This is a genomic window from Nocardia sp. NPDC049190, assembly GCF_040648115.1.
Classification (GTDB): domain Bacteria; phylum Actinomycetota; class Actinomycetes; order Mycobacteriales; family Mycobacteriaceae; genus Nocardia.
Genome location: NZ_JBEZDE010000004.1, coordinates 138,839 through 158,750, shown reverse-complemented (window position 1 = coordinate 158,750; position 19,912 = coordinate 138,839). Strand labels below are relative to the sequence as shown.

Annotated in this window: 23 protein-coding genes; 10 read left to right on the top strand and 13 right to left on the bottom strand. The window is 66.6% G+C overall.

Annotation, left to right across the window (positions count from 1 at the left end; translation table 11 throughout):
* Positions 1–12: 12 nt before the first annotated feature.
* A complete protein-coding gene (locus tag AB0B25_RS06080) occupies positions 13–210 on the bottom strand; it encodes a hypothetical protein (RefSeq protein ID WP_357175418.1) in 198 nt (65 codons plus the stop codon).
* A 303-nt stretch (positions 211–513) separates the two neighbouring features.
* On the opposite strand from AB0B25_RS06080, the gene AB0B25_RS06075 reads away from it, so the two are divergent.
* Entirely contained in the window at positions 514–612 is a 99-nt protein-coding gene (locus AB0B25_RS06075; RefSeq protein ID WP_357175415.1) for an SEC-C metal-binding domain-containing protein, read from the top strand.
* A gap of 191 nt (positions 613–803) precedes the next feature.
* On the opposite strand, the gene AB0B25_RS06070 is transcribed toward AB0B25_RS06075, so the two are convergent.
* The 4 genes from AB0B25_RS06070 to AB0B25_RS06055 form a co-directional block, all read right to left on the bottom strand.
* A complete protein-coding gene (locus AB0B25_RS06070) occupies positions 804–1,304 on the bottom strand; it encodes a PH domain-containing protein (RefSeq protein WP_357175412.1) in 501 nt (166 codons plus the stop codon).
* A gap of 3 nt (positions 1,305–1,307) precedes the next feature.
* Entirely contained in the window at positions 1,308–1,787 is a 480-nt protein-coding gene (ribH, locus tag AB0B25_RS06065; RefSeq protein ID WP_357175409.1) for a 6,7-dimethyl-8-ribityllumazine synthase, read from the bottom strand.
* A 32-nt stretch (positions 1,788–1,819) separates the two neighbouring features.
* Complete coding sequence (locus tag AB0B25_RS06060; RefSeq protein ID WP_357175406.1) at positions 1,820–3,064, bottom strand: bifunctional 3,4-dihydroxy-2-butanone-4-phosphate synthase/GTP cyclohydrolase II; 1,245 nt, start codon at positions 3,062–3,064, stop codon at positions 1,820–1,822.
* Between the two features lie 460 nt (positions 3,065–3,524).
* Positions 3,525–4,145, bottom strand: a complete 621-nt coding sequence (locus tag AB0B25_RS06055) for a riboflavin synthase (protein WP_357175403.1) — start codon at positions 4,143–4,145, stop codon at positions 3,525–3,527.
* Between the two features lie 563 nt (positions 4,146–4,708).
* On the opposite strand from AB0B25_RS06055, the gene AB0B25_RS06050 reads away from it, so the two are divergent.
* Complete coding sequence (locus AB0B25_RS06050; protein ID WP_357175400.1) at positions 4,709–5,179, top strand: hypothetical protein; 471 nt, start codon at positions 4,709–4,711, stop codon at positions 5,177–5,179.
* Positions 5,180–5,185: 6 nt separating this feature from the next.
* Here AB0B25_RS06050 and rpe read toward each other — a convergent pair whose 3' ends face one another.
* On the bottom strand, positions 5,186–5,842 hold the full coding sequence (rpe, locus tag AB0B25_RS06045; RefSeq protein WP_357175761.1) for a ribulose-phosphate 3-epimerase: 657 nt from the start codon (positions 5,840–5,842) through the stop codon (positions 5,186–5,188).
* Between the two features lie 96 nt (positions 5,843–5,938).
* Here rpe and AB0B25_RS06040 point away from each other — a divergent pair, with 96 nt between their 5' ends.
* Positions 5,939–6,361 carry an anti-sigma factor gene (locus AB0B25_RS06040; RefSeq protein WP_357175397.1) on the top strand — a complete coding sequence of 141 codons (423 nt, stop codon included), beginning with the start codon at positions 5,939–5,941 and terminating at the stop codon, positions 6,359–6,361.
* Complete coding sequence (locus AB0B25_RS06035; RefSeq protein ID WP_357175394.1) at positions 6,361–7,254, top strand: RNA polymerase sigma factor SigF; 894 nt, start codon at positions 6,361–6,363, stop codon at positions 7,252–7,254. The genes AB0B25_RS06040 and AB0B25_RS06035 overlap by 1 nt, the downstream gene beginning before the upstream one ends.
* On the opposite strand, the gene AB0B25_RS06030 is transcribed toward AB0B25_RS06035, so the two are convergent.
* The 4 genes from AB0B25_RS06030 to def all read right to left on the bottom strand — a co-directional run bounded on the left by AB0B25_RS06030 (position 7,198) and on the right by def (position 10,928).
* On the bottom strand, positions 7,198–7,458 hold the full coding sequence (locus tag AB0B25_RS06030) for a hypothetical protein (protein WP_357175391.1): 261 nt from the start codon (positions 7,456–7,458) through the stop codon (positions 7,198–7,200). The genes AB0B25_RS06035 and AB0B25_RS06030 overlap by 57 nt on opposite strands.
* Positions 7,459–7,663: 205 nt before the next feature.
* Complete coding sequence (locus tag AB0B25_RS06025; protein ID WP_357175388.1) at positions 7,664–9,010, bottom strand: transcription antitermination factor NusB; 1,347 nt, start codon at positions 9,008–9,010, stop codon at positions 7,664–7,666.
* Positions 9,011–9,435: 425 nt separating this feature from the next.
* Positions 9,436–10,359, bottom strand: coding sequence for a methionyl-tRNA formyltransferase (gene fmt, locus AB0B25_RS06020; RefSeq protein WP_357175385.1), 924 nt, complete (start codon positions 10,357–10,359; stop codon positions 9,436–9,438).
* Positions 10,359–10,928, bottom strand: a complete 570-nt coding sequence (gene def, locus AB0B25_RS06015) for a peptide deformylase (protein ID WP_357175382.1) — start codon at positions 10,926–10,928, stop codon at positions 10,359–10,361. Before def ends, fmt begins: the two co-directional genes overlap by 1 nt.
* A gap of 768 nt (positions 10,929–11,696) precedes the next feature.
* Here def and AB0B25_RS06010 point away from each other — a divergent pair.
* The 5 genes from AB0B25_RS06010 to AB0B25_RS05990 all read left to right on the top strand — a co-directional run bounded on the left by AB0B25_RS06010 (position 11,697) and on the right by AB0B25_RS05990 (position 16,541).
* Complete coding sequence (locus tag AB0B25_RS06010; protein WP_357175379.1) at positions 11,697–12,923, top strand: cytochrome P450; 1,227 nt, start codon at positions 11,697–11,699, stop codon at positions 12,921–12,923.
* 315 nt (positions 12,924–13,238) lie between these two features.
* Entirely contained in the window at positions 13,239–13,514 is a 276-nt protein-coding gene (locus AB0B25_RS06005) for a hypothetical protein (RefSeq protein ID WP_357175377.1), read from the top strand.
* 48 nt (positions 13,515–13,562) lie between these two features.
* Complete coding sequence (locus AB0B25_RS06000; RefSeq protein ID WP_357175375.1) at positions 13,563–14,006, top strand: SRPBCC domain-containing protein; 444 nt, start codon at positions 13,563–13,565, stop codon at positions 14,004–14,006.
* 161 nt (positions 14,007–14,167) lie between these two features.
* Positions 14,168–15,247, top strand: coding sequence for a methyltransferase (locus AB0B25_RS05995; RefSeq protein ID WP_357175372.1), 1,080 nt, complete (start codon positions 14,168–14,170; stop codon positions 15,245–15,247).
* Between the two features lie 166 nt (positions 15,248–15,413).
* Complete coding sequence (locus AB0B25_RS05990) at positions 15,414–16,541, top strand: FAD-dependent monooxygenase (RefSeq protein WP_357175369.1); 1,128 nt, start codon at positions 15,414–15,416, stop codon at positions 16,539–16,541.
* 63 nt (positions 16,542–16,604) lie between these two features.
* On the opposite strand, the gene AB0B25_RS05985 is transcribed toward AB0B25_RS05990, so the two are convergent.
* From AB0B25_RS05985 to AB0B25_RS05975, 3 genes are all read right to left on the bottom strand, one after another.
* Positions 16,605–17,612 carry an alpha/beta fold hydrolase gene (locus tag AB0B25_RS05985; protein ID WP_357175366.1) on the bottom strand — a complete coding sequence of 336 codons (1,008 nt, stop codon included), beginning with the start codon at positions 17,610–17,612 and terminating at the stop codon, positions 16,605–16,607.
* 59 nt (positions 17,613–17,671) lie between these two features.
* A complete protein-coding gene (locus AB0B25_RS05980; protein ID WP_357175363.1) occupies positions 17,672–18,313 on the bottom strand; it encodes a PadR family transcriptional regulator in 642 nt (213 codons plus the stop codon).
* A 90-nt stretch (positions 18,314–18,403) separates the two neighbouring features.
* Positions 18,404–18,985: a TetR/AcrR family transcriptional regulator gene (locus AB0B25_RS05975; RefSeq protein ID WP_357175360.1), complete on the bottom strand. Its 582-nt coding sequence runs from the start codon at positions 18,983–18,985 to the stop codon at positions 18,404–18,406.
* A 69-nt stretch (positions 18,986–19,054) separates the two neighbouring features.
* Here AB0B25_RS05975 and AB0B25_RS05970 point away from each other — a divergent pair, with 69 nt between their 5' ends.
* On the top strand, positions 19,055–19,900 hold the full coding sequence (locus AB0B25_RS05970) for an NAD(P)H-binding protein (RefSeq protein ID WP_357175357.1): 846 nt from the start codon (positions 19,055–19,057) through the stop codon (positions 19,898–19,900).
* The last annotated feature ends 12 nt before the right edge of the window (positions 19,901–19,912 follow it).

Sequence of the window (19,912 nt, the reverse complement as noted above, 5' to 3'; positions counted from 1 at the left end):
CTCGAGCGGTTTCTACGAGCAGGCCCGGCCGGTCGCCGAATCGAAGGACCCGGAGCACAGCACGGCCATCGGGAGTCCGGTCGGGTGATGGACGCCGACGGCGTGGAGTTTGGTCTCGAAAATCGCGGCCGCCCGGGTCGTGGCCGGTATCTGCTCTTCACCGTCGTGAGCGATCACCGTGTACCGGGTCGCGACCTCGTGTAGGCGCATGCAGCGCAGTCACGATTTCAGGTGCTCGGGGTGGGCGAGGTAGCGGTCGGCCAGGTCGGTGGGGGCGTTCGTCTCGCTATTCGGGTGCGGCGTGAAAATCAGATGCTGAGCAGATGCAGCGGTGTTACCGTCACGCGATTCATTCGATCGACCGAGGAGGACATCATGTACCACGACGAGTTCCAGACTTCCTTTTGAACGAACCAGTAAGCGCCGTAAGGGGTTCCCTCTAGCGAGTCGAGGGTCAAACGCGGTGCCCGCCTGGTCGGCAACGACACCGAACTCATCGAAAAACTCGGAGGCATGGACCCCTGCCCATGTGGCTCCGGCCGCCGGTTTCCGCCGCTGCTGCCGTCCTACCGGACGTCTCGACGACACGATGGGCCACTACTACGTTCGTGACTGACGCTATGAACAGTCATCGTCATGCGAACGGAGTCCCGGTCCCGGATTTCGCTGCCATCGGCGATCAACCCGGGATCGGGATTGCGTGGTCGACCGATGCCGGTTCTCCGCGGCGAGACCGAACCACCGTCCCCCCACTCGCCGGACAGCCTCCGCGATCGGAGTATCGATAGCGCTACCCGCGCCCATCACCGGTGTGCTGAGTACTTCCCGCCGAGTTCGCGCAGCCGGGCCATCGCCCGCGCGGCATGCTCCTTGTCGTTGGAGCGAATCGCCAACATCGGGACATAGTCGTCGTCGACCAATTCCAGTCGCGCCCAAGACTTGCCGTCCGGGAACGACACGCCCCGGATGTAGTCCCAGCCAAAATCATTGTCGCCCAGGATGTTCCGCACGCAGACACCACCGGCCCCCACCCGTACCCTCGGCCTGGTCAGCAGCAACACCGCCGCGGCGCCGAGTAGACCGATCCCGATCATCGCGATCTGGTCGGCGACACGAAAGTTCACGCCCGTCGACCCACTGCGCAGCCAGATACCAGCCGCGCCGAACCCGGCCACGATCAGAACCGCCACCGCCCGGGCCGTCCGTACCGCACGGCGAGGACGCACCTCGAACTCCCATTCCGGCGAATCGCGCCGGGTCGTCGGCGACTCGGCGTTCCTGCGAAAGATGCGGACGACCGGCATCGGCTACGCGGGCTGCCGCAGGGCACGCAAGGTCAGCGCGGCATCCAACGCCGCGGCAGCCGCCTGCTCTCCCTTGTTCTCATGGGAATCGGGCAGCCCGGCCCGATCCAGCGCCTGCCGCTCGTTGTTCGTGGTGAGCACCCCGTTCGCCACAGGCGTGCCCTCGTCCAGCGAGACCCGGGTCAACCCCGCGGTCACGGCATCACACACATACTCGAAGTGCGGTGTGTCACCGCGGACCACCACACCGAGCGCCACCACCGCATCATGCGATTTCGCGAGTTCCTGGGCCACCACCGGCAGCTCCATCGCACCCGCGCACCGAACGACCGTGATCCGGTGCACACCGGCGTCCTTGGCAACCCGCTCCGCGTTCGCGAGCAGGGTGTCGCAAATCTGCGTGTGCCAGCGCGACGCGACGATGCCCAGGGAGAGTTCCTTGGCATCCTCCAGCGCGAATATCGGTACGCCGGTACCGCTCATCGATTGTCCGCCTTTCCGGATCTATTCGTGGTTCAGTGCGCCGTCTCGCCGAGGTCGAGCTCGTCGAGCCCGATCAAGTCGTGGCCCATCCGATCACGCTTGGTACGCAAGTAGCGGAGATTCTCGGCGTTGGCCCGCAGCGGCATCGGCACCCGCTCGGTGATCCGCAGCCCATAGCCATCCAAGCCGACTCGCTTGGCCGGGTTGTTGGTGAGCAGACGCATCGAGCGGATACCGAGATCCACCAGGATCTGAGCGCCGGTGCCGTAGTCGCGGGCATCCGCGGGCAGGCCCAGGTCCAGATTCGCGTCGACCGTGTCACGGCCGGAATCCTGCAGCTGATAAGCCTGCAGCTTGTGCATCAAACCGATGCCGCGCCCTTCGTGACCCCGCATATACAGCACCACGCCGCGGCCCTCGGCCGCGACCATCTCCAGCGCGGCATCCAGCTGCGGACCGCAGTCGCACCGCAGCGACCCGAACACATCTCCGGTGAGGCACTCCGAGTGCACGCGCACCAGCACATCCTCGCCGTCACCGATGTTGCCGCGCACCAGCGCGACATGCTCGACCTCGTCGTAGATGCTCTGATATCCGACCGCCATGAACCCACCATGCGCTGTGGGAATGCGCGCCTCCGCGACCCGCACCACATGCTTCTCATGCTTGCGCCGCCACGCGATCATGTCCGCGATCGAGATCAGCGCCAGCTCGTGCTCGTCGGCGAAGACACGCAGTTCCTCGGTGCGCGCCATGTGGCCCTCGTCCTTCTGGCTGACGATCTCGCAGATCACGCCCGCGGGCCGCAGCCCAGCCATCCTGGCGAGATCGACGGCCGCCTCGGTGTGGCCGGGACGGCGCAGCACGCCGCCATCCTTCGCGCGCAACGGCACCACATGACCTGGCCGGGTGAAATCGTCGGCCTTGGCATCGGCGTCGGCGAGCAGCCGCATGGTGGTCGCCCGATCGGCGCCCGAGATACCGGTCGTCACCCCCTCGCGCGCGTCCACCGAGACGGTGTACGCGGTGCCGTGCTTATCCTGATTCATCGCGTACATCGGCGGAAGGCCGAGGCGATCACAGTCGTCACCGGTGAGCGGCACACAGATATATCCGGAGGTATAGCGGATCATGAACGCGACCAGCTCCGGGGTCGCCTTCTCCGCCGCGAAGATGAGGTCGCCCTCGTTCTCGCGGTCCTCGTCGTCGACGACGACGACCGCCTTACCGGCGGCGATGTCAGCGACTGCGCGCTCGATGCTGTCGAACCTGGTCACGTCTGCTGTGCTCCATCTCGAAATAGGTGCCTCACCACAGTACTGTGTTGAATTTGCAGCGCCTGCGGCGCTGCGTGTTCGCGGCCCCCTTGTGGCTCGCGTCTCAGCGGCCGCGACTCGCGCCTTCGGCGCATGCGCTGCGACCGCTGAGACGCGAGCCGGGCCGCGAACGTACTCGCATGACTTGCACCGGACGGGGTCGGGGGTGCGACCGGTGGGGGTGCGAGTCGAACCAGGTGTGTGGCGGGTGACGCTCGCACCGAGCAGGGGCCGAGCGCGCAGCGGACCGGGCGTTTGTGCGCAGAAGGGCGGCAGGTAGCTGGTGGGGCCGCACGACGGTTGGCGACCGGAGCGCGCGGGTTCGGCGAGGTAGCTCCGTTGTCAGCAGGGGTGGCGCGCGGGGTGGCCCACGCAGGGCGATGGACGGCCGCGCGTTGTAAGGGTGGGTCTTCGTAGTGCATCAGCCGCGTTGTTGGAGACGTTCGACATATTTGGCGATCACGTCTACTTCCAGGTTGACCGTGGTGCCGACGGTGGCGAAGCCGAGGTTGGTCAGCGACAGCGTGGTCGGGATGAGGGAGACCTCGAACCAGTCGCGGCCGCCGTCCTCGAGATCGTCGGAGACGCCGAGCCCCGAGACCGTCAGCGAGATGCCGTCTACGGTGATCGAACCCTTCTCCACGACGTAGCGAGCGATGTTCTCCGGCAACGAGATCCGCACGACGTCCCAGTTCTCCGAGGGGGTTCGCGAGAGTACGGCGCCGGTGCCGTCGACGTGACCCTGCACCAGGTGGCCGCCGAGCCTGCTGTCGAGCGCGGCGGCGCGCTCCAGGTTCACCTTCGAGCCGAGTTCCAGCGCACCGATGCTCGACCGGTTCAGCGTCTCGGCCATCACGTCGACGGTGAACGACTCGCCAGCGACCACCTCGACGACGGTCAGGCACACCCCGTTCACCGCGATCGAATCACCGTGTCCGGCATCGGACGTCACCAGCTTGCCTTTGATCGTCAGCCGGGCAGCATCCGTCAACTGCTCGCTGGCAACGATCTCGCCGAGCTCCTCGACGATGCCTGTGAACATATGCCTCGACTCCTGTCGTCGTTGACTTCCCGATTGCGCAACTGCGCGGGCCCCGGCCGCTATTCCCGCCTATGGCGCCCGCCCACAGCGTAACGACGCGGGTCAGGGCCGACAGCCTCGGTTACAGGAGTGGAGTGGTTCCGGTATCGGAATCCGAACCAGACCATCGGGCAGGCAACGCCGCGCCTGAACGAGCATCGTGCATCGAAGCGGGAAGAAACCCTGCCGAATAACCCGAAATTACCGATGCGGGCAAGCGGCTGTTTTCGTTCGGACGCATATTCGAAACCATTAGCCAGAATTTATCTGAACGCCCAAACCACTTCCCAGCCGATACCCGAGTCGAACACGCTTAAACCACGAACTCGCACACAAATGGAAAAGTAAGCGATATCGTTATGTCGACGATTCCCGCCGTTCAACTTCCCAGAGCAGTTCGATGTCCAGTGGTTCAACCTGGAGACGCAGCGTACGACCAAGAGTTCGACCAGGATGTTCACAACTCGAGGAAGCCGGAAAACCACAGTGGGTCAAATCAACTTCGCCAAGCTCGGGAGCGCGGTGTGACCGCCCTGCTCGATTCGACGCTGGAATTCCGCTGCGGGCAGTACCGCACTGAATTCCATCTGCCGGCATCGATCGATGGCGCCTCGCGTCACATTCTGCTGACTATCGGCACCGAATTCGGTGCCATCACGATGCCCGCCGATCTCGGCGACGGGGTACAGCAATGGCTCGCCGAGTCCGGGATCGACGGTCCGGTCGTGGCGCATCCGCGCGCGCTGCGCTGGACGTTCCTCACCGGCCCCGCCCACTCGGACACCCTCAGCACGGCTGTCTCGGCGGAACTGTTCCGGTTGTACGCGACGGTCGCCGGCACCGGCAGCCAAGTCGTACTGCCGTCGCCGCAGGACGAGCGGACCGGCTACCGCACCTGGATCCGGCCACCCGAGGTCGCTGCGCCGCAGCCGCCGCTGAGTGCCGTGATCGCGGCGACGCGGGAGGTCGGCGCACGGAAAAACCGTACCGGATAAGGCGTTTCAGAGCACCCGCACCGAGGCGGCCTGCCGGCGCAATGCCTGTACGGTGGCGCCGGGATCGGCGGTGTTGTAGACCGCGGAGCCGGCGACGAAGCAGTCGATGCCCGCCTCGGCGGCCGCCTCGATGGTGTCGGTGTTGATGCCGCCGTCGATCTCGACGATCAACCGCAGCTCGCCCGCATCGACGAGGTTGCGCACGACGCGCGCCTTCTCCAACACGTGCGGAATGAACGACTGCCCGCCGAAGCCCGGCTCCACACTCATCACCAGCAGCGTGTCGAACTCGCGCAGGATCTCCAGATAGGGCTCGATCGGGGTGTTGGGCTTCACCGAGAGACCCGCCTTCGCGCCTGCCGCGCGGATGTCCCGAGCGACCGCGATCGGATCGTCGGTCGCCTCTGCGTGAAATGTCACATTGTAGGCACCCGCCTCGGCGTACGGCGGGGCCCAACGGCCCGGATCATCGATCATCAGGTGGCAGTCCAGCGGGATGTCGGTCGCCCCGAGCAGGCTTTCGACCACGGGAAGACCGATCGTGAGATTCGGCACGAAATGCGCGTCCATCACATCGACGTGCAGCCAGTCCGCCCCCGCGACCGCCCGTGTCTCGTCCGCGAGGTGCGCGAAGTCGGCGGACAGGATGGACGGGGCGATCATCGGGACGACCGGACGCGAGAAAGTCGGGGTGGACACAACGCGGCAGTCTAACGGTAGTCAGGGTTGCCCAGCGCGGGAGTGGGTAGCCTGCATAGGGTGATCAATATTTCGGCGGAACAGGGGCTCTACAGCACCCCGGTGGAAATTCGGGTAGCTGCATCGGTGACACAGCTGCCCATCGTGCGTGGGCTCGCCGAAACCCTCGTCCTACTCAGCGATTTCACGCTGGACGAGGTGGCCGACATCCGGCTGGCTGTCGACGAGGTCTGCTCGACCCTGATCGCGGTCGCGGCGCCGGAGACAAGTCTGCACTGCCGGTTCACCGTCGGTGAGACCGAGCTACTCGTCCGGGTCGACGGGATCGCGGAGAAACCGGGACTGCCCGACCAGCGCAGCTTCGGCTGGCATGTGCTGCGCACCCTCACCGACTCGGTGGACGCCACACAGGATTCGTTCGATGCGACGGTTTCCGGATATCCGACGACGGTCGAGTTCCGTCGGGTCCGGGGGAAAGCGTAGTGGCGGACGAGGAGACCATGTTCGACTCCCAACGAGACGATGACGCCGACACGCTGACCACCGAGGACGGCGACGTCGACACCCCGGCCACCGAGGAGGACGTCGAAGAGAGCGAAACCCTCGAAGCCGCAGCCGCGGTCACCGGGTACGACGATGTCGGACTGCTGTTCGCCCAGCTCGCCGCGAGCGAGCCGGGCACAGCACAACACACCGCACTGCGTGCGGAACTGATCGGCCGCTGCATCCCGCTCGCCGACCACATCGCACGCAAGTTCAGCGGACGCGGCGAGCCGTTCGACGACCTCACTCAAGTGGCCAGGGTCGGCTTGGTGCATGCGGTGGACCGCTTCGACGTCGCGCGCGGCTCGAACTTCCTGTCCTTCGCGGTCCCGACCATCATGGGCGAGGTCCGCCGATACTTCCGCGACAACACCTGGGCGATGCGCGTGCCGCGGCGAGTCAAGGAGACCCACCTTCGCATCGGAGCGGCGATCGACGCTCTCTCCCAAACCCTCGGCCGTTCGCCGACCGCGAAGGAGATCGCCGCGGAGCTGGACGTGGACCCGGACGAGGTCACTCAGGCCGTCATCGCGGGCAATGCCTACCAGCCCAGCTCGATCGACGCGGCCGCGCTCGGCCGCGACACCGAGGCATCCCTGCTGGATACCCTCGGCGAGGAGGAGTCCCAATTCGACCGGGTCGAGGAGTATGTCGCGATTCGTCCGCTGTTGGCCGGGTTGCCCGAGCGGGAACGGCGCATCCTCACCATGCGGTTCTTCGAATCGATGACGCAGACCCAGATCGCACAGCAGATGGGGATCTCGCAGATGCACGTGTCACGCATCCTGGCGAAAACCCTTGCCCGCCTGCGCGAGCAGTCCAGCCGAGAATGACGGCGCTCCGTGCGGCCCGCCGTCTCGCAGGGTGCGCACCTTCGCCACAGCGGTGAGCCACCGGGCGTCGTAGAGCAATTCGCGCAGCTGGTCGGGGGCGACGCGATCCAGGTCGACAAGGACCGCGGCGTAGCCGTCATAGTGCGGCGCGGTGTAGAACGCGGATCGCCAGTAGCCAGCGACGCCGCTTCCCCGGACGGTCACAAGTCAGGACCAGCCCTCCTCCGGCGTGCGCTACCGGGTGGACCCCTTGCCGCCGACCTTCGACGCCGGGCTACGCCACCAGGTCGATTCCTCCACACCCGGGAGTTCGGTCGCCAGCGCCACTACGTCCAGTGAGGTCATCGTCATGCCCTGAGTGTGCGACGGGACCGAACGCCCACACTTGGACGCCGGGAATCCGCCGCGGTCAGCGCGGCTTGCGGAGCGCGGCCAGGAACATCGCGTCGGTGCCGTGCCGGTGCGGCCACAGCTGCGCTCCGGGGCCGTCGCCGACATCGGTGACGCCAGGCAGCAGGTCGCGGGTGTCGATCTGCTCGGCCCCCAGACGACGCACGGCATCCGCGACGATCGACACCGTTTCGGCCAGGTGCGGCGAACAGGTCGAGTACACGACAACCCCGCCCGGACGCAGCAGAGCCCAGGCGGCGGCGAGTAGTTCGCGCTGCAGCACGACCAGATCGCGGACATCGGCCGGGGTGCGCCGCCAGCGCGCCTCCGGCCTGCGGCGCAGCGCGCCCAGACCCGTGCACGGGGCGTCCACCAGGATGCGATCGTAGCCGGGCGACAGCCCACTGGCACGACCGTCTGCGACGTGGACGTCGACCGGGAGGTCGCGCACCGCCTTGCGGACCAGTTCGGCCCGATGCTCGGCGGGCTCGACGGCGTCGACCCGGAAGCCGTCGATCGCGGCGATCGCTCCGAGTAACGCGGCCTTGCCGCCCGGTCCCGCGCAGAGATCCAGCCAGCGGCCGTTGTCCTGGCCGTCGAGCACAGCCCGCGTCAGTGCGAGCGCGACCAGCTGGCTACCTTCGTCCTGCACCGCTGCCATGCCCTCGCGCACCGGCTCGAGCTTGCCGGGATCGCCTCCGTCGAGGTACACCGCGTACGGCGACCACCGACCTTCCGCACCACCGGTCACCAGCGCGAGTTCCTCCGCGGTGATGTCACCGGGCCTGGCCACCAGATGCACGAGCGGTCGGGCGTCGTCGGCGGCGAGCACCGCACGGAGTTCTCCCGCCCGCGCGCCGAGCGCGTCGGCGAACGCCTGCGCGATCCACGCCGGATGTGCGTATTCGAAGGCCGACCGGCCCACCGGGTCCTCGGGTGCGAGCGCATCGACCCATTGCTCGGTGGTTCGCTCGCCCGCTCGACGCAGTACGGCGTTCACGAAACCGGCCTTGCCCGTACCGAATTCGGCACGGGCCAACGCCACCGAGGTATCGACGGCGGCGTGTGCCCCGATCCTGGTGCGCAGCAGCTGGTAGACGCCGAGTCGCAGCACGTCCAGCAGCGGCCCGTCGATCTCCTCGATCGGCCGGCCTGCGCCCGCCGCGATCACGGCGTCGAGCAACCCGAGCGACCGACACGCGCCATAGGCGAGTTCGGTCGCCAAGGCCGCGTCCCGGCCGGACAACCCGCGTTCCCGCAGCAGTGTGGGCAGAACGAGATTGGCATAGGCATCCCGCCCGCGCACCGCGCGCAGCACATCCCTGGCGACCGACCGTGGCAACTCGGCATGCTCGGCACGCGACACCCGACCTGCGCCCCGGGCACCTTGGCGCGCATCGCTTTTCGCGGCGGCAGGACGCGCCTTGCGCTGGTCCGCGGAGCGTTCCGCTCGACTCGCCGTCCCTGGCTGCCTCGTAGATTCGCGCCGTTCGTCATGGTGGCGCCCGCGTCCTTCGCCCTTGCCGCCGCCGGAACGCTGATCGGCCGCGCGGGCCTGCCCGGCACCGGCCGGCGCGCCATTCCGATGCGATGTCGCACGGTTGGGACGTCGGTCGCTCTCGGGCGAATTCCGCTGCTGCGCGCCGGTCGTCGGCGCGCCCTCCGCACGCGCTCGGCGGGTGCGGCCGGACCGATTCGTCTGCGGCGACGTCCGATCAGCTGCGGCGTTACGCCGGTCGTCCCGCCGACCGCCGCGGGCGCTGTCCTCGTCGCGCCGACCGCCGCCCGGGTTCACTCGACCACCGCCCCGAGCCGCAAGCGCGCACCCCGAGCCCAGTCGAGGGCAGCCATCATGCGCTTACCCTGCGGCTGAACCTGATCCAGCCGCACGGCAGTGGTCGCGGTACCGACGAAGACGCCACTCTTGCGGACCTCGATCGCCCGCTCCGGCAACACCTCCTCGACCAGCTCCACCGGGCCGAGTTTCAACCGGGAGCCGTCGACCTCGGTCCAGGCGCCCGGTGCGGGGGTGACCGCGCGGATCCGCCTGCTGATGGCCAGCGCGGGCTGATCCCATCGGACGTGCCCGGCTTCGGCCACGACCTTCTGCGCGTACGAGACGCCGTCGGTGGATTGCGGGACCGCCTGTAGCGTGTCGTCTTCCACACCGTCCAGGGTCGCCTCGAGCAGCCGGGCGCCGCTGTCGGCGAGGCGCGCCAGCAGCGAGCCAGCGGTGTCGATGACGGAAATCTTCTCGGTGACCGTGCCGAACACCGGCCCGGTATCCAATCCGGCTTCGATCTGGAAGGTCGACGCGCCGGTGATCTCGTCGCCCGCGTCGATCGCCGCCTGCACCGGCGCGGCCCCGCGCCAAGCGGGCAGCAGCGAGAAGTGCAGATTGATCCAGCCGAACCGTGGGATGTCGAGCACCGGCTGCGGCAGCAACGCGCCGTAGGCGACAACGGGACAGCAGTCCGGCGCCAATGCGGTCAGCTGCGTGATGAATTCCGGTTCGGACGGACGCCGCGGCGTCAGCACCGGGATACCGTGCTCATCGGCGAGCCGGCCGATCGGCGATCTGGTCACCTTGCGTCCTCGCCCAGCCACCGCGTCCGGCCGGGTGAGCACGGCGACCACCTCGTGGCGCGACGACTCCAGGAAGCGGCGCAGTGACGGCACCGCAGGTTCCGGGGTTCCCGCGAAAACAATGCGCATCAGCGGCCCCGCCCGAACGGAGCGGCGGCCTGACCTGTTCCGCTCATCGACCGCGCCGGGCGCACCGTCAATCCGGCAGCGAACCAGTCGGATTCGCGGATGGTCCGCATCGCTTCCTTGCGCTGGGCCGGGTCGAGTCGATCGATGAACAGCACCCCGTCGAGATGATCGGTCTCGTGCTGCACACACCGCGCGAGCAGCCCCTCGGCCTCGAACCCGATCGGCGTCCCGTCCAGGTCCACGCCGGACGCGCGCACCCGCAGCGCGCGCCGCGTGTCGTACCGCACGCCGGGTATCGACAGGCAACCCTCCGGACCGACCTGTTCCTCGTCGCCGACGACCTCCCAGTGGGGGTTCACCAGGTGTCCGGCGGCGTCGCCGGTGTCGTAGACGAACACGCGCAGCCCGACGCCGATCTGCGGCGCGGCCATCCCGACTCCGCCGTCGTCGTACATGGTCTCGGTCAAGTCGGTCACCAACTGCCGCAGGTCCCGGTCGAACGTGGTGACCTCCGTGGCGCGGGCACGCAGGATGGGATCGCCGAACAGGCGAACGGGCTGAATGGTCACGGCTGGCTCCCGGAAGCGGATGAACACGGTCGACTCATTCTAGTGAGACAACCGAAAATCCAGGATTCGCCGGCCGGAAACTGGTAAAACTCCAATGCGGTCCGGGCGGGGTGCCGAGCCCTCCGCCCGGCCGCCCGAAAACGACCAGGTCAGTGCCCTGTGAGCAGGCTACCTCGCCGATTCACGACACGCCCTTGCCGTTCACGACGGGGTTGCCGACGCCGTGGCGACGACGCCACACCACAAGTCGGAACTCGCTGCCTGCCGCGCCGGCGAGACGGCACTCCCCGGCGCGTCGAACGCGCCTCGAATCGACCCCGACACCGTGCCGGCGTCCCGCGGGAGGCGATCAGATCGCGCGCCTGAAATTCTTCTCGTTCGTCGGCGAAGGTTTACTTCGATGGGATACTTTCTGGCTTGGTCCACTCGGCCTGCGATCGAAGGAGCTCTGTCGATGTGCGACACGATGATTCGCTGAAATCACGGTCGCCGCGCATTGCCGAGCGGCCCGCTCGGTGCGGCGATGGTGGTCGACCTTCGGCAGCTCGAGCAAACCGATGAGGTGCTCAGCTTTTCGAGAACGTGGGGGGTGTGTATTCGTTAACTATTGAACCAGTTCGGTGACCGTAATGCATTCTACGGAACGCTCGATTCCACGCCGCGTGCTTCTTCGCCCCCCTTTCGGACGCACGTGATCTCGGCGCACGGACGTGCAATCCCGATCAACCTCGTCGAGTTCCTGTTTCATTCGCGTCAGGAGTCATGCATTTGAACGCCCCCATCGGATCGTCGGGCGATACCGACGGCCCCCGCATCGCGCTGTACACCCCGGAATACGCGGCGGACCCACATCGCGCGTATCGCGAGATGCGCAGCCGTTACGGCCCTTTCGTGCCGGTGGAGCTGTCACCCGGCGTTCCGGCCACCTTGGTGATCGGGTACCGCGAGGCTGTGCGGATCCTGCACGACCCCGAACATTTCCCAGCCGATCCGCGGGTGTGGCAAGAATCAATCCCCGACAGCTGCCCGGTCAAGCCGATGATGCGGTGGTATCCGGGCGTGGCGCGTAACGCCGGGGCGCTGCACGCTCGATACCGGGTGGCCAACGTGGCGGCGATCGACGGCGTCGATCTGTACGGCCGGCACGCCGCGGTCGAGAAGACGGCCACCCAGCTGATCAACACCTTCTGCGAGGCCGGCGAAGCCGACTTGCTCAGTCAATACGCGTTCCCCCTCGTTTTCGCGGGGTTGAACGAGATGCTGGGTTGTTCACCAGAGTTGGGCCAGCGGGTCGCGGTCGGCATGGCGCACCTCTTCAACGCCATCGACGACAACGCCGATTTGGGTATGAAGATGCTCAGTGAGGCGTTGCTGGAACTGGTCGTTCAGAAACGCGTGGAACCGGGCGACGACATGGTCACCAGGTTCGTGCAGCACCCGAACAACCTCAGCGAGGAGGAGATACTGGTCAACGTCATCAGCATGTACGGCGCCGCGCTGGAACCGCAGCAGAACTTGATCGTCAATACGCTGCTGCTGATTCTCACCGACGACCGATTCGCGGCTGATGTACTGGGTGGCAGTCAGTCGACGCGCGACGCGCTCGACGAGGTCTTGTTCACCGACCCACCGGTGGCGAACTACGCCACCAGCTATCCACGGCAGCCGATCCTGGTCGGCGACACCTGGCTGCCCGCACACCAGCCGGTGGTCATCAGCTTGTCCGCGTGCAACAACGACCCCGCGCTATCGGGTGGCGAATTCCTCGGCAACCGTTCACATTTGGCATGGAGCCTTGGTCCGCACGCGTGTCCGGCCAAGCCGTTGGGATCGCTGATTGCGCAGGAAGCGATCGACCAGTTGCTCGATGCACTGCCGGAGATGCGCCTTGCTGTCCCATCCGAGGAATTGATCTGGCGGCCGGGTCCGTTCCATCGGGCGCTGGCTGCGCTTCCGGTGGTCTTCCCCAAGTCACCGCCATTGAATTTGTTCTGAGAAGAACCGCCGTGTCCGACGATCCGGACACCGACGCCACCCGTAGCGGGCTTGCCACCGAAACGCACGTCAGCGGCAAGCCCACCCGGCGGATTTCGAAGCCTGTGGCGGGACGAGGTCATTCGGTGCGGCCGCTGATGGCTGGACGGCCACCACCATGTTGTCGCGTTTTGTCCGACAAGTGATCGGCGGCGCTACAGGCACAGGATACGACTGAATTCGAGGCCGACGATAGGCAACCAATGGTCGTGTAAGAGCGCATCGTCGACTAGCGTGATGCGCAACCAAACGTTGCATATTTGAGCGGGGCGGCGTATGGAGTACCGCAGCATCGAACGAGAGATCCACGTCGACGCCTCGCCCGAGGTGGCCTTCGAGGTCGTCAGCAGCCCGGCGCACATCTCGGAATGGTCGACCGACGACGCCGGGTTCGAAGCGACTCCCGGCGTGGTAGGTGAGTTCGTCTGGGGCGATCGGGGCCGAGGTCGTCGCGATCACTGTGGTGAACGCAGAGCCGCCGCGATTGTTCTCGTTCCGCAGGTGTTGTCCCGACGGCACAGTCGACGATCCCAACCCACTCGCTACTGGTGACCTTCGATGAAATTCAAACGAGAACAAACACCGGAAGAAGGATAGAAAATGGTCGACATCCTGCACAGAGTCGGAATCAAAACTTCGGCGGCCGAGGTCTACACAGCCTTGACAACTGTCGACGGGCTCGCCGGCTGGTGGACGACGGACACCCGGGGCGACGGCAGCTCTCTCGGTCGCGTGCTCCAATTCCGTTTCGGGGCCGGTGGATTCGACATGAAGGTGGTGGAGCTCACCCCGGACAAGCACGTGCTGTGGAAGGTGGTCGACGGACCTGAAGAATGGATCGGCACGCAGGTGGCCTGGGACCTCGACCAGGTCGACGATTACACCATTGTTCGGTTCAATCACAAGGGTTGGAAAGAGCCGGTGGAATTCATGCACCACTGCAGCACCAAATGGGCGGTCTTTCTGTTGAGTCTGAAGTCGCTGTTCGAAACCGGGAAAGGCGCTCCCGATCCACACGATGTCAAAATCGACAACTGGAACTGAGCGTCGCCTCGATTCGGAGGGGATCCGTAGTCGCTCGCGCCCCCTCGCGCGTTGCTCCGGACCCACCGATCGGGGTCCGCGACGAACTCGGGGTGGTCAAGGGCTGCCGCATAGTGCACCCTCGGCCTGCCGAAACCGGCTGAGTACCGCACAATATCCGGATGGCTGCACGCAAGAACAAAGTTCCACCACTGCCAGTGATCCGTGTCGTGGAGCGGATTCGGACCGCGTTGACGGCGCTGAACCGCAAGCTGTCGCCGCCGCCGCTGGCCTTGTTCGAGATGATCGCCGCCGCCTCTACCGCACAGGCTGTCTGTGCTGCCGCTCAACTCGGCATCGCCGATGCGTTGGCCACGGGTCCGCGTCAGCTCGCGGATCTGGCGGCAGACATCGACGCCGATCCCGACTACCTGCGGCGACTGCTTCGTTGGCTGATCACCCAGGGCATTTTCACCCAGCACCCGGACGGAACCTACGGTCTGACACCGCTCGCCGAGCCCCTCCGCGCGGACGCGCCGGTGTCGATGCGCGATTTCGCCCTGTTCATCGGCTCTCCCCAGCATCGCCAGTATTGGTCATATCTGAGCAGCGCGGTGCGTACCGGGACCGTGGTCATCCCGGAGGGCATGGACGGACTGCCGTTCTTCGATTACGTCCGCAAAGACCGCGAATTCGGCGCCGTCTTCGACGGCGCCATGACGAGTATCTCGGAGTTGATGCTGGAACCGATGCTTGCCGCCGGCGACTTCGGCCGCTTCGGAACGATCGTCGATATCGGCGGCGGACGAGGCCGAATGCTCGCCGAGATTCTCGCCCGCGCACCCGAAACCCGTGGCGTTCTGTTCGATCTGCCCGAAATCGTCGCTGACGTGCAGGCACCGGATCGGTGCACCGTCGTTGCCGGTTCCTTCTTCGATACAGTTCCCGAGGGCGGTGACGCTTATCTCCTCAAACACATCGTGCACGACTGGGTCGACAGTGACGCGGAGAAGATTTTGCGCACCGTGCACCGCGCAATGACCGGATCAGCACAACTTCTGTTGATGGAGGTAGTTCTCCCCGAAGACAATCGGCCGCACCGAGGCAATTTCCTCGATCTGGAGATGATGGTCAGCGCCGGTGGCCGCGAGCGAACCGAACGGGAATTCCGCGAGCTTCTCTCGGCCGCGGGATTCGAGTTGGTCCGCATAATCCCCACCGCGACGCCCGACAGCATCCTGGAAGCACGCAGGGCGGATTGACCGGATACTCGCGAAGTATGCGGTGCCCGCACCCGGATGAGTGGGGGCGCCGCGTGGTCGCGCTCTGCCACCGCCATCGGATCCGTCGTTGCCAAGGCGGTGGACGGTCCGGCATCGCCGGGCGAGCGACCTCTCCCCTTCCCCATCGACAGCGTTTGGAGCTGCTGTGAGTTCGTCGTCTTCCCCTCGCCGTGCCCTGCTGATCGGCGCAGGCATCGGCGGCCTTACCCTCGCGATCGCGCTCGCGCGACGTGGCGTCACCGTCGAGGTCATCGATATCCAGCCCAGCCACGCGATCGCCGGCTGGGGACTCAGCCTCACCGGGCCCAGTCTGCGAGCTCTCGATGCCCTCGCCCTCGCCGACACATGCGTGACCGCGGGCTACGGAATCACGGCGATCAGCAACTGCGACTCGGACGGCGAAGTCCGTCACGTCATCCCGTTGCCGCCACTGCTCGGCCCGAATCGTCCCAGCCAGATCGGGCTCAGCCGCCCAGCCCTGTACGACATCCTGCGTGAGGGTGCGCTGGCGGCCGGCGTCGTGATCGGTTACGACCGCACGATCGACGGGTTGCACGACGACGGAGAAACCGTCCGGGCCACCCTCAGCGACGGCAGTGAGCGCTTCGCCGATCTCGTCATCGGCGCCGACGGGGTCCATTCCCGGGTGCGGTCCTTGCTCGACATCCCCAGCGGTCCGCGCTATATCGGACAGATGGTCTGGCGGGCTCTCATACCTCGCCCGAGCTGGGCGACGTCACTGCACACGTTCGCGGGCACCGAAAGCAACGCCGGGCTCGTCCCGATCGCGGACGACCGAGCATACGTATTCCTCACCGAGAACCGAGCGGACCCTACGCCGATAGCGGAGAACACCCTGGCCGAGAGCATGCGCGAGCTGCTGGCTCCCTTCGGCGGGCGAGTTGCCGAAGTCCGTGAACTCATCACCGATTCGTCGGTCGTCGTGCGGCGTCCGGTGCACGTGGTCATGGTCGAGGGTCCGTGGCACCGCGGCCGCACCGTGATCATCGGTGATGCCGCGCATGCGCCCTCCCCACAGTTGGTCAGTGGCGCCGCTCTGGCCATCGAGGACGGCGTTCTGCTCGCCGAGGAAGTGGCTGCCGCGACCGACATCGAGCAGGCATTGAGTGCTTTCACTCAGCGACGGCTGGAACGCTGCCGACTGGTCGTCGAATCCTCGGTCCGCATCGCCGACCTCGGCCGCACCGGCCGACACGCCGAAGCCGACGAGGTGCAGCAGCGCTGCCACCGAGCGATGGCTGCGCCGGCGTGAGGACAGCCGACCGCGAACAAGGCGACTGCGCGGAGTGTCACGCACTTCGCCGGCCCGGCCGACTCAGGAATGCCCGGCGATGATCACTTCGGGGATTCCGGTGCCCAGTGGCACCGGCCTGCACACCGGAGCCGGGCTGTTCGGATCGAGGACCGTCAGCAGCAACTCCTGCACGAACAGGTCGTAGACCATGTGAAAGTGCCCGGTCAGATCGGACGGGCACAGATCCTGCAGGACGATGTTCTGCGCACCCGGGCCGCGCAGCGCGATGTTGTCGAACGGTTGGATCATCTCGTCGACCCGGCTACCGATCGTGACATAGCGCACACCCGGCACTGTGTCGCCCTCCGCGTTCAGGTCGACGAGGATCGGCGACCCCTCGGCCTGCTGAACCGCGGCGAGCGAGGTCACCTGGGCGAATGCCTGCAACGCGCCGGGGATCGACTCGGCTATCGGCACCAGCCCGTACATGACGCCGCCATAGCTGGGCGAGGCGATGCCTACCCACTGCCCGACCTTGGACGCGCCGCCGAGCTTGTTGGCGTAGTAGCGGGTCACAGTGGCGCCCTGTGAGAATCCCACCAGATCGACCTTGCTCGCACCGGTCGCCGCGAGCACCTGGTCGACGAAAGCGCCGACCTGGTAGGAGCTCAGCACCAGATCTTCGGTGCCGTAGGTCTGCGCACCCGGTTTGCCGCCGTAGTTGAGCGCGAACACACAGAATCCGGCCGCGTTCAGCCGCGGCGCGATGGCCGACCAGTCGGAGTAGGCCGCCGAGTCGGTTCCGTGCGCGAGCACCACCGGGCGGGGATGGCTTGCACTCGGCACGCAGTCGAAGTTGTTGGTGCCCATCGGCGCCGCATTCGGATGGGCCTTGAGGTACTGCGCGGCGAGCAAGTGGTCCTGCTGCGGCGGAGCGGATTGGGTCGGCACCTCCGGCGGGCGGACGCCGAGCGGTTCGGCGGACGCCGCGCCGGGGCCGAGCGCCGCGGCTCCGGCAAGCACGCACGCCAGTACGACGCTACCCAACTGCGCATAACCGAAGCTCCACCAACCCCGCGGCTGTCCCATTCGACCATGATCTACCCGATCGGCGCGAAAAGCTCGCCCTCAGGGGGTGTTTCATATCTCTACTTTTCCGGGGTCTCGTCCTCGGCGAGGATCCGGTAGAGGGACTTGCGGGTCTCGGTGAGCAGTTGAGCCGCCCGCGCGGCCTGCTCCGGAGTACCGGCGGCGGCAACCTGTGCGACCGCGCCCATCAGCTGCCCCACCAGCCCGCGTAGGTCGATCGCCTGTGCGCCGACGTCCTGCTGGACCTCCGCCCACGGATCGCCCAGCTCGTCCCGGTGGGCGGTGACGTACTCGACGCCCGTCTCGGTCAGTTTCGCGGTCTTGCGTCCCGCGACCTTCTCGATCAGCACGAACCCCTCGTCCTCCAGCTGCGCGAGCGCCGGATAGACCGACCCAGGGCTCGGCCGCCAGATGTCGTCGCTGCGCTCGCGGATCTGCTGGATGAGCTCATAGCCGTGCATCGGCCGCTCGGCCAGCAGCAACAGCACGGCGGCACGGACGTCGCCGCGTCGGCCCCGACCACCGCGACCGCGACCACGCCCGAACTGCGGGCCGAAACCAGGCCCGAAGCCCGGCCCGAACTCCGGCCCGAACCCGTGGCGTCCACCGCGGCGGAATCGCCGTTGCGACTCCAATCCCTCCACACCCGGCAGCGGCCTGCGACCATGCCGGCCGAAAGCTCGATGTTCTCTGTGTTCCATGTCGGCCTCCCACGGCTCATGTATTCGATTCATATTATCGACGATATATCGACAATGCATCGAAAGCAACGAGCGTGCGTGCGCCTGGGTTCAACCCGCCAGCGAGTCGATCCAGCGCTCCAGCCGACGCCCTTCGACAACCATGAGTTCGGGGTCGTGGAAGGCATTGGTGAGCAACGAGATCCCCTGATACGACGCGATCAACGCGACCGCGAGCTCGGCGGCGTCGCCGCGATCCATGGCCGCGAATTGCCGCTCGACCCAGTCGATCAACTCACGCATGCCAGCTGCCACTTCTCGGTCCAGCCCGTCGCCGCGCTTACCCAACTCCGCAGCCAACGTCCCGGTGGGGCACCCGGACTGCGCGGCCACCTCCCGCTGATCGACCCAACCACGCACCAGCGCCTTGAGTCGATCCCGCGGCGCGTCGTGCCGCTCCAGCGCATCGATCAGATCCCGCAGACTCCGCGCATGCGCGCCGAGCGCGGCCTGCACCAGCTGATCCTTCGTTTTGAAGTAGTAGTACACGTTGCCCACCGGAACCCCGGCAGACCGGGCGATGTCGGCGATCGTGGTCTTCTCGACGCCCTGTTCGTGAAACACCTGAGCCGCCGCGGCGGCCAACCGCTCCCGCTTGCCCGCCTTCGATGTCACGCCGGCTGAGTTAGTCATACAACTAAATATAGACAGTTCGTCAAACGTCGGCTACGTTTTAGTCAGCCAACTAACTTGGGAGCAATCGTGATCGTAGTAACCGGCGCCACCGGCAATGTCGGACGCAGCCTTGTGCAGACCCTCGCCGAAGCAGGAGAACGGGTAGTCGCGGTGTCCCGCGCGAGCGAGGGCATCGCACTGCCCGACGGCGTGCGCCACCAGCGCGCCGACCTGACCCGACCCGACACCCTCGCCCCCGCGTTCGCCGGAGCCGACGCAGTGTTTCTGCACGACACCGGCGCGAGTGCGCATCTATTGGATCCGCGGACGATCCTCGAACTCGCCAGAAGGGGTGGCGCCCAACGGATCGTGCAGCTGTCATCGCAAGGAGTCGTCACTCGGCCACAGTCGGGTTCACACGGGAATCTGGGACGATCGTTCGAGGACGCGGTGCGGGAGTCGGGCATGGAATGGACGATCCTGCGACCGAGCGGGTTCGCGTCCAACGCGTTCGCCTGGGTCGAGTCGGTGCGTGCCCATCGGACCGTCGCCGCACCGTTCGGCGACATCGGGTTGCCCGTCATCGATCCGTCGGACATCGCCGAGGTTGCCGCCGCAGCCCTACGAGACGACGAGCATTCCGCACAGAGTTACGAATTGACCGGGCCTGCCCTCAGCACGCCACGACAGCGGGCCGCCGCGATCGGCGAGGCACTCGGCGAGCCGATCGAATTCGTCGAGCAGACCGGCACCCAGGCGCGCGCACAGATGCTGCAGTTCATGCCCGAGCCTGTCGTCGAGACCACCCTGGCCATCCTCGGTGTGCCCCACGCCGCCGAGCAGCGGATCAGCCCCGATGTCGAGAAGGTGCTCGGCCGCGAGCCCCGCGCGTTCGCGGAGTGGGCACGACGAAACATCGGCGCCTTCCGATAAGTCCACCGTTCC

Excerpts from the sequence above, each read along its gene's own strand:
- AB0B25_RS05980 (WP_357175363.1), bottom strand. The coding sequence starts at position 18,313 with ATGGAACACAGAGAACATCGAGCTTTCGGCCGGCATGGTCGCAGGCCG.
- fmt (WP_357175385.1), bottom strand. The coding sequence starts at position 10,359 with ATGCGCATTGTTTTCGCGGGAACCCCGGAACCTGCGGTGCCGTCACTG.
- AB0B25_RS05995 (WP_357175372.1), top strand. The coding sequence starts at position 14,168 with ATGGCTGCACGCAAGAACAAAGTTCCACCACTGCCAGTGATCCGTGTC.
- AB0B25_RS06075 (WP_357175415.1), top strand. The coding sequence starts at position 514 with ATGGACCCCTGCCCATGTGGCTCCGGCCGCCGGTTTCCGCCGCTGCTG.
- rpe (WP_357175761.1), bottom strand. The coding sequence starts at position 5,842 with ATGATCGCCCCGTCCATCCTGTCCGCCGACTTCGCGCACCTCGCGGAC.
- ribH (WP_357175409.1), bottom strand. The coding sequence starts at position 1,787 with ATGAGCGGTACCGGCGTACCGATATTCGCGCTGGAGGATGCCAAGGAA.
- AB0B25_RS06005 (WP_357175377.1), top strand. The coding sequence starts at position 13,239 with ATGGAGTACCGCAGCATCGAACGAGAGATCCACGTCGACGCCTCGCCC.
- AB0B25_RS06055 (WP_357175403.1), bottom strand. The coding sequence starts at position 4,145 with ATGTTCACAGGCATCGTCGAGGAGCTCGGCGAGATCGTTGCCAGCGAG.
- AB0B25_RS05985 (WP_357175366.1), bottom strand. The coding sequence starts at position 17,612 with ATGGGACAGCCGCGGGGTTGGTGGAGCTTCGGTTATGCGCAGTTGGGT.
- AB0B25_RS06000 (WP_357175375.1), top strand. The coding sequence starts at position 13,563 with ATGGTCGACATCCTGCACAGAGTCGGAATCAAAACTTCGGCGGCCGAG.
- AB0B25_RS06080 (WP_357175418.1), bottom strand. The coding sequence starts at position 210 with ATGCGCCTACACGAGGTCGCGACCCGGTACACGGTGATCGCTCACGAC.
- AB0B25_RS06070 (WP_357175412.1), bottom strand. The coding sequence starts at position 1,304 with ATGCCGGTCGTCCGCATCTTTCGCAGGAACGCCGAGTCGCCGACGACC.
- AB0B25_RS05975 (WP_357175360.1), bottom strand. The coding sequence starts at position 18,985 with ATGACTAACTCAGCCGGCGTGACATCGAAGGCGGGCAAGCGGGAGCGG.